At 71.9% G+C, this 5,612-nt stretch carries 3 protein-coding genes; 2 read left to right on the top strand and 1 reads right to left on the bottom strand.

The genetic code is table 11. The annotated features are described in order from the left end of the window. Positions 1–585: 585 nt before the first annotated feature. Positions 586–903 carry an SbtR family transcriptional regulator gene (locus ACWCSD_RS46710; RefSeq protein WP_449925284.1) on the top strand — a complete coding sequence of 106 codons (318 nt, stop codon included), beginning with the start codon at positions 586–588 and terminating at the stop codon, positions 901–903. Positions 904–905: 2 nt separating this feature from the next. Here ACWCSD_RS46710 and ACWCSD_RS46715 read toward each other — a convergent pair whose 3' ends face one another. After that, positions 906–5,249, bottom strand: a complete 4,344-nt coding sequence (locus ACWCSD_RS46715) for an NACHT and WD repeat domain-containing protein (protein WP_449925278.1) — start codon at positions 5,247–5,249, stop codon at positions 906–908. 169 nt (positions 5,250–5,418) lie between these two features. Here ACWCSD_RS46715 and ACWCSD_RS46720 point away from each other — a divergent pair. After that, positions 5,419–5,612, top strand: a 194-nt coding sequence (locus tag ACWCSD_RS46720) for a hypothetical protein (protein WP_449925281.1), incomplete at its 3' end; no start/stop codon positions are given.

The following is a 5,612-nucleotide window of genomic DNA, read 5'->3' on the forward strand; positions in this document are numbered from 1 at the left end:
CCGCTCGCCACAGTGCCTTACATGCCTTACAAGATCATCTCTCTCTGGCCTGCGAGAAGGGGTCAAGAGCCCAAGATGACGATGGAGGGGCCCGGCAGGGGCTGGGGGAGGGGGTTGCACGGGTTCCGGAGCGGGGGCTGCCGGAACGCTGGGCGTCGTGGTTCGGGTGGAGGCAAGGGCCGCGCCCGCCGCGGCGGAGGCGATGAGCCCGGCCAGCGCCAACGCTGCCCGAGGGGGCCCGGGAAAGTCTGGTCGTCACCTCTCCATTGGACGCTTCGCGGTGACGCCCAGGGGAGGGTATCTGCCACTCCACAAGTGGGCGCCTCGGCTTCGGTCGCCGCGCGCACTACGACGAGATCGTTCTCGTGGCGCACGATGGTCACGACCCCGGTCAGCAGCGTGAGCCGGCGGATGCGGTCTCGGGCGACGACCTGCCGGTCGACGGAGAACACGGCGGCATGGGCGTTGTCGTCCCTGCCCCAGGTCCAGGCGCGGCCGCTGACTCCGGGGCCCGGACGCAGCAGGACCGTGCGGACGTCGGAGGGCGCCCGCGAGGTGCTCGGCCGACTGCCCCCGGCCGCGGCGATGCGATGCTGGATGGACCTGTTCGGGGACTGGATCGCGACCAAGAACGGCATGCTCGACACGCTGCTCGCGATGATCGAGTCGGGCGAGATCGCCCATGCGCAGCCCCGGAGCGAGCCACTGGCGGCCATCACCACGATTCCCGACGCCGGTCGCGCGGCGGGCGACCTCCGCTCCGACGTCACCGCCGAAGACGTCGCCGCCTCCCTCATCGGCATCTTCACCGTGGCCCCCCGGCGCGAGCATGAAGCCAAGGCCGGTCGCCTGCTGGACCTCCTGATGGACGGCCTCAGGCCGCCCGCCCGGCCGGCACGCTGAACTCAGCGTACGAAGGCAGCGCAGGTCGGCACGTACGGTTTGCCCGGTACGTACAGGTTCCACTCCGCGCGGCTGATCGGCCGCTGGGCCAGGGCGCATACGGCGGCTTCGAGGTCGGAGGGCAGGTTCACATTCCACGCGCGAATGGTGGAGTCATAGCCGGTGCTGACGAGGGTGCGGCCGTCCGGGGTGAAGGCGATCCCCGAGACGTCCCCGTCGTGTCCGGTCAGTGGACGGCCGAGTGGCCGCTGGGTGGCGACGTCCCACAGCCGGATCGTACGATCACGGCTTGCGCTCGCGAGCAGCCGGCCGTCGGGGCTGAAGGCCGCCTTCCATACCGTGTGGGTGTGCCCCACGAGCGGCTGGTTCTTCGGCCGTACCGCGTGCGGATCCCACAGCCGGATCGTGCGGTCGCTGCTCGCGCTGGCCAGCAGCGAGCCGTCCGCGTTGTACGTGATGGAGGTGACGGCGTCGATGTGGCCGCGCAGCGGGGCGGCCTTCTCGCGGCGGGAACGCCGATCCCACTGGCGGATGCTCCCGTCGTCCAGCCCCGCCGCGAGGGTGGCGCCGTCGGGGGAGAAGGCCAGGGCGGAACCGCGCACGCCTGCCACCGGCGGGCCGAGCTGCCGCCGGGCGCGTACGTCCCAGAACCGCAAGGTGCCGTCCGCGCCGGTGCTGGCCAGCGTCCCCCCGTCGGGGCTGAACGCGAGCCCGCGGACCCAGCTCTGCCCGTTGTGCTCGGTGTGGCCGCGCAGCGGTGGCCCGATCGGCCGCTGGGTGGCGACCGTCCACAGGTCGATCACGCCGTCGGCCGCGCCGGTGGCCAGCATCGTGCCGTCGGGGCTGAAGGCCACCGGGCCGCCGTCGCCGGTCCTGCCCGGCGCGATGGGCTGCCCGAGCGGGCTCACGACGAGGCGTCCGCGGCGGTCGCGCCCGGCCAGGTTCCACAGCAGCACGCTCGTGCCGCTGGAGGTGGCGAGCGTACGGCCGTCATGGCTGAGGGCCATTTCGTAGACATCGCCGGTGCCGGGCCTGGTGACGGGCCGCTCGATCTGCCGGCCGCGGACGAGGTCCCAGACGCGTACGGTTCCGTCGTTCCCGGCGCTGGCCAGCGCCTTCCCGTCCGGGGAGAAGGCCACGTCCAGCGGCGTGCCGGTGTGGCCGACGAGGGGAGCGCCGACCGGCCGGCGGGTGCTGAGGTCGTACAGGGCGATCGTGCCCGCCTCACCGCCGGTGGCCATGGTGACGCCGTCGGGGCTGACGGCCAGCGCCGAACCGGAGGCTTTGAGGGCGGCGCCGAGCCGGCGGTGGGTGGTCGTGTCCCACCAGCGCACGGTTCCATCGCTGTCATCGCTCAGCAGCTTGGTGCCGTCAGGGGTGTAGGCCACCTTCCACGCCGTGATGTTGCCCTTGCGGGTGGCCGTCCGGGGCGTGATCTCGCGGCGACGGGCCACGTCCCAGAACAGCACGGTTCCGTCCGTGCCGGCGGTGGCCAGTACGCGCCCGTCCGGGCTGAAGACGACGTCCTCGACCTGGTCGGCGGTGATCTGGGCGAGGCGCCGCCGGGTGGCGACCTCCCAGAGGTACAGGATGCCGTCGTCTCCCGCCCCGGCCAGCGTCTCGCCGTCGGGGCTGAGTGCCAGCGCGTTGAAGCGCACGGTCTGCCCCTCGATGACGTCCGCGACGGTGAGCGGGGCGCCGGCCTGCCGTTGGCCGGCGACGTCCCAGATGTAGATCGCGCCCCTGTTGGATTCCTCCGTACCGCTCGCGCAGAACAGGAGCTTGCCGTCGCGGCTGAAAGCCACTGCCCGCGCCCATTCGCCCGGCCCGGTGGTGAAGCGCGCGATCGGACGGCCCGTGGCGATGTTCCACAGCCGGACGCTGCCGTCACGTCCGGCCGAGGCCAGCGTCCTCGCGTCGGGGGCGAACGCCACCCTCTCGACCTCGCCGACGTGACCGGTGAACACGGCGCGAGCAGGGTTGAGCAGGGCGGTGGTCATGGCCGCGCGGGAATCCGGGGTGTCCCGTATCTCATGGGCCGTGACAGCCAGCAGCCGGGACAGAGCCGGATCGGTCTCGCTCAACTCCACGCTGCGGCCGGCCAGTTCGCGCGAGCGCACGGTGCTTTCCTGGTTGCTCGCCTCGGTGGCGCGGTTCATCGCCACGCCGACGCCCGTCAGTGACGCCAGCGCCAGGATGGTGAGCAGGGCGAGGACCACGCGACGGGTCCGCGCGGTCCGCGTCGCCGCCCGCTCGCTCGCGTGCAGGAACGCGCGATGCACGCCGGTGAGCGCGGGGCTGCGTACAGGATCGTCGTCCCAGCGGGGGAACGCCTCCTGCAGCGCCGTCAGCCTGGTGCCCCGGTAGAGGAACGCCGGATCGCGGCCTCTGGCCTGCCAGTCGGCGGCGCTGTCCAGGAACTGCCGCAGCACCAGGTGGTCGCTACGATCGTCGTCGAGCCAGCCGTGCAGCTTGGGCCACGCGCTCAGCAGCACGTCGTGCGCGATCTCGACGGTGCCGCGTGGGCTCCCCTCGTCGGCGCCGCCCTGAACGAGGAGCCGGCGCTCGGTGAACGCCTCCAGCACGTCATTCACGTCGGCCGCCCGGCCGGCGGCGTGCGAGCCCAGCAGTTCGGCGCGCGTGACGCGGCGGCGCACCGGCCGCCCGTCCGGGCCGGTGGCGGCCAGCCGCAGGAACACCTCGCGCGCCAGGCGTCGCCGCTCGGCGGACAGGCTCCCGTAGACCTCTTCGGCGGCCGACTCCACGGCATGGGCGACGCCGCCGACCAGCCCGTACGTCCTGCTGGTCAGCGTTCCGCCCTGGCTCTTCTCCCAGGTGAGAAGCATCGCCTGGGACAACAGGGGCAGCACGCCTGCGCCATAGCCGCCCTCGTCGGCGTACGAGCGCAGATCGCTCAGCACGCTGTCGACCAGACCTGCCTCGACCTCCAGACCGGCGATGCCCGCCGGCCCGGTAATGGCCCGGCGCAGGTCGGATTCGGTCATCGGACCGAGGACGAACTGCCCGTCCTCCAACGCCTCGGCCAGCGTGGGGTGAGCGGCGCAGGTGGCGGCGAAGTCGCCACGAACGGCCAGGACGACCAGCGCGGGCGTGCCCGCGACCGCGACCAGGGCGGTCAGGAACGCCTCGCGTTCCCGACCGCCGGCCAGCAGGAACACCTCCTCGAACTGGTCCACGACCAGCACGAGCCGACCGGCCTCGTGCCGGGCGTGCCGCTCGGCATCAGCGAGTACGGCGTGCCGCACGGTGAGGTGCGCGTCCTGCGGATTGGCCTCCAGTGAGCGGCGTACCGCACCTGGTTCGAGCCCGCCCAGAGCGCTCAACCGGACCGCCATCTCATCCAGTGGGCGCGCGGTCGGAGTCATCACCACCTGCGGCCAGTCCCGGCAGTTCACGGCGCCGGGCAGCAGCCCGCGGGCCAGCGCGGGCAGCAGCCCGGCCCGCAGCAGGGAGGATTTGCCCGCCCCCGACGCGCCGGTGACCATGGCCGGCCGCGCCCCGGGCAAGCGCTCAGCGAGCTTGCCCAGCAGCTTCGCGGTGGCGCGCTCACGGCCATAGAAGATCGGGGAATGGTGGCGGTCGAACGGCCACAACCCCCGGTACGGCGCCTCGTCCAACCATCGAGGACTGGGGGCATCCGCCTGCTGCTGCGAGGTGGCCGCGCGCCGGTTGACGGCCGCTATCTCATCACGTATCAGGATCAGCTGCACCGACTGCTGAAGGGCGAGATCCCGATCGTGCCGTTGCTCGGCGGCCTGGCGGTACAGCAAGTCCTGAAGCTGAGTGGCCTTGCCCGACAGATCGCCCAGCAGTTGACGGAACTCGGCGAAGCTTCCGCTCAACTCGGCGAAGACCGTCGTGAGATGGGCCTGCAGCCGCTGGTCTCCGCTGGTGAGCGCGGCCTCCAGAGCGGCTCCTGCCGCATCGATCCCGTGCAGCACGCCGGCGATCTCCCGCCGCAGGTCCGGCGTGTTGCTGTTGGCGGCCTCCAGGGCTTGCAGGAGCTGGGTTCCGATCTCGTTCTCGATCTCCTCCCCTGACAGCAGACGGCCGGCGGCGCGTCTCCGTACCGCGTCCATCGACTTGATGATCACATCGGCCAGCACGTTGCCGCCGACACCGGCCAGCACCTGCACCCCGGCCGCGACGGGACCATCGGCGCCTTCGAAGGCCAGCGGCACCAGGGCGCTGGCGCACAACGTCGCGATGACCGCGTGCGGCGACAGCTTCAGCAGGCCGCTCCCGCTTCGCCGCACCACCGAGGCGATCCGCTCCCGCGCCGCGTGCGCCTGGGAATCGCCGGGCACCCCGGTGGCCGATCCCATCCACAACCCCCATCGATCCGCGAAGGCGCCCGCCTGCCCTCTGATATCGCCACAGCGCCTCACACCGCTACAACCGCTCTCGAGGTCCTGGTCGAGTCAATGTGGGTTTGGGCGCATGTGGGCTGACACCCATGTAAGGTCCGGTGCCATGCGTCCGAGGTCCTTGATCGTGCCATTACTCGTCGGCGTGCTCACTAGCGCCGCGTTCAGCGGGACGGCCGGCGCCGCGTCGGCCCCGGCCGTGCTGACCAAGAACCCGCTGTACAAGGCGGGCAAGTTCGCGCTCAAGACCTGCGAGGAGCCGTATGCGGCCAGCGCCGACATCGAGGTGTTCCGGCGCTATGTCGAAGAGGTCTCCCTCTG

The sequence above is a fragment of the Nonomuraea sp. NPDC001684 genome, assembly GCF_053596515.1.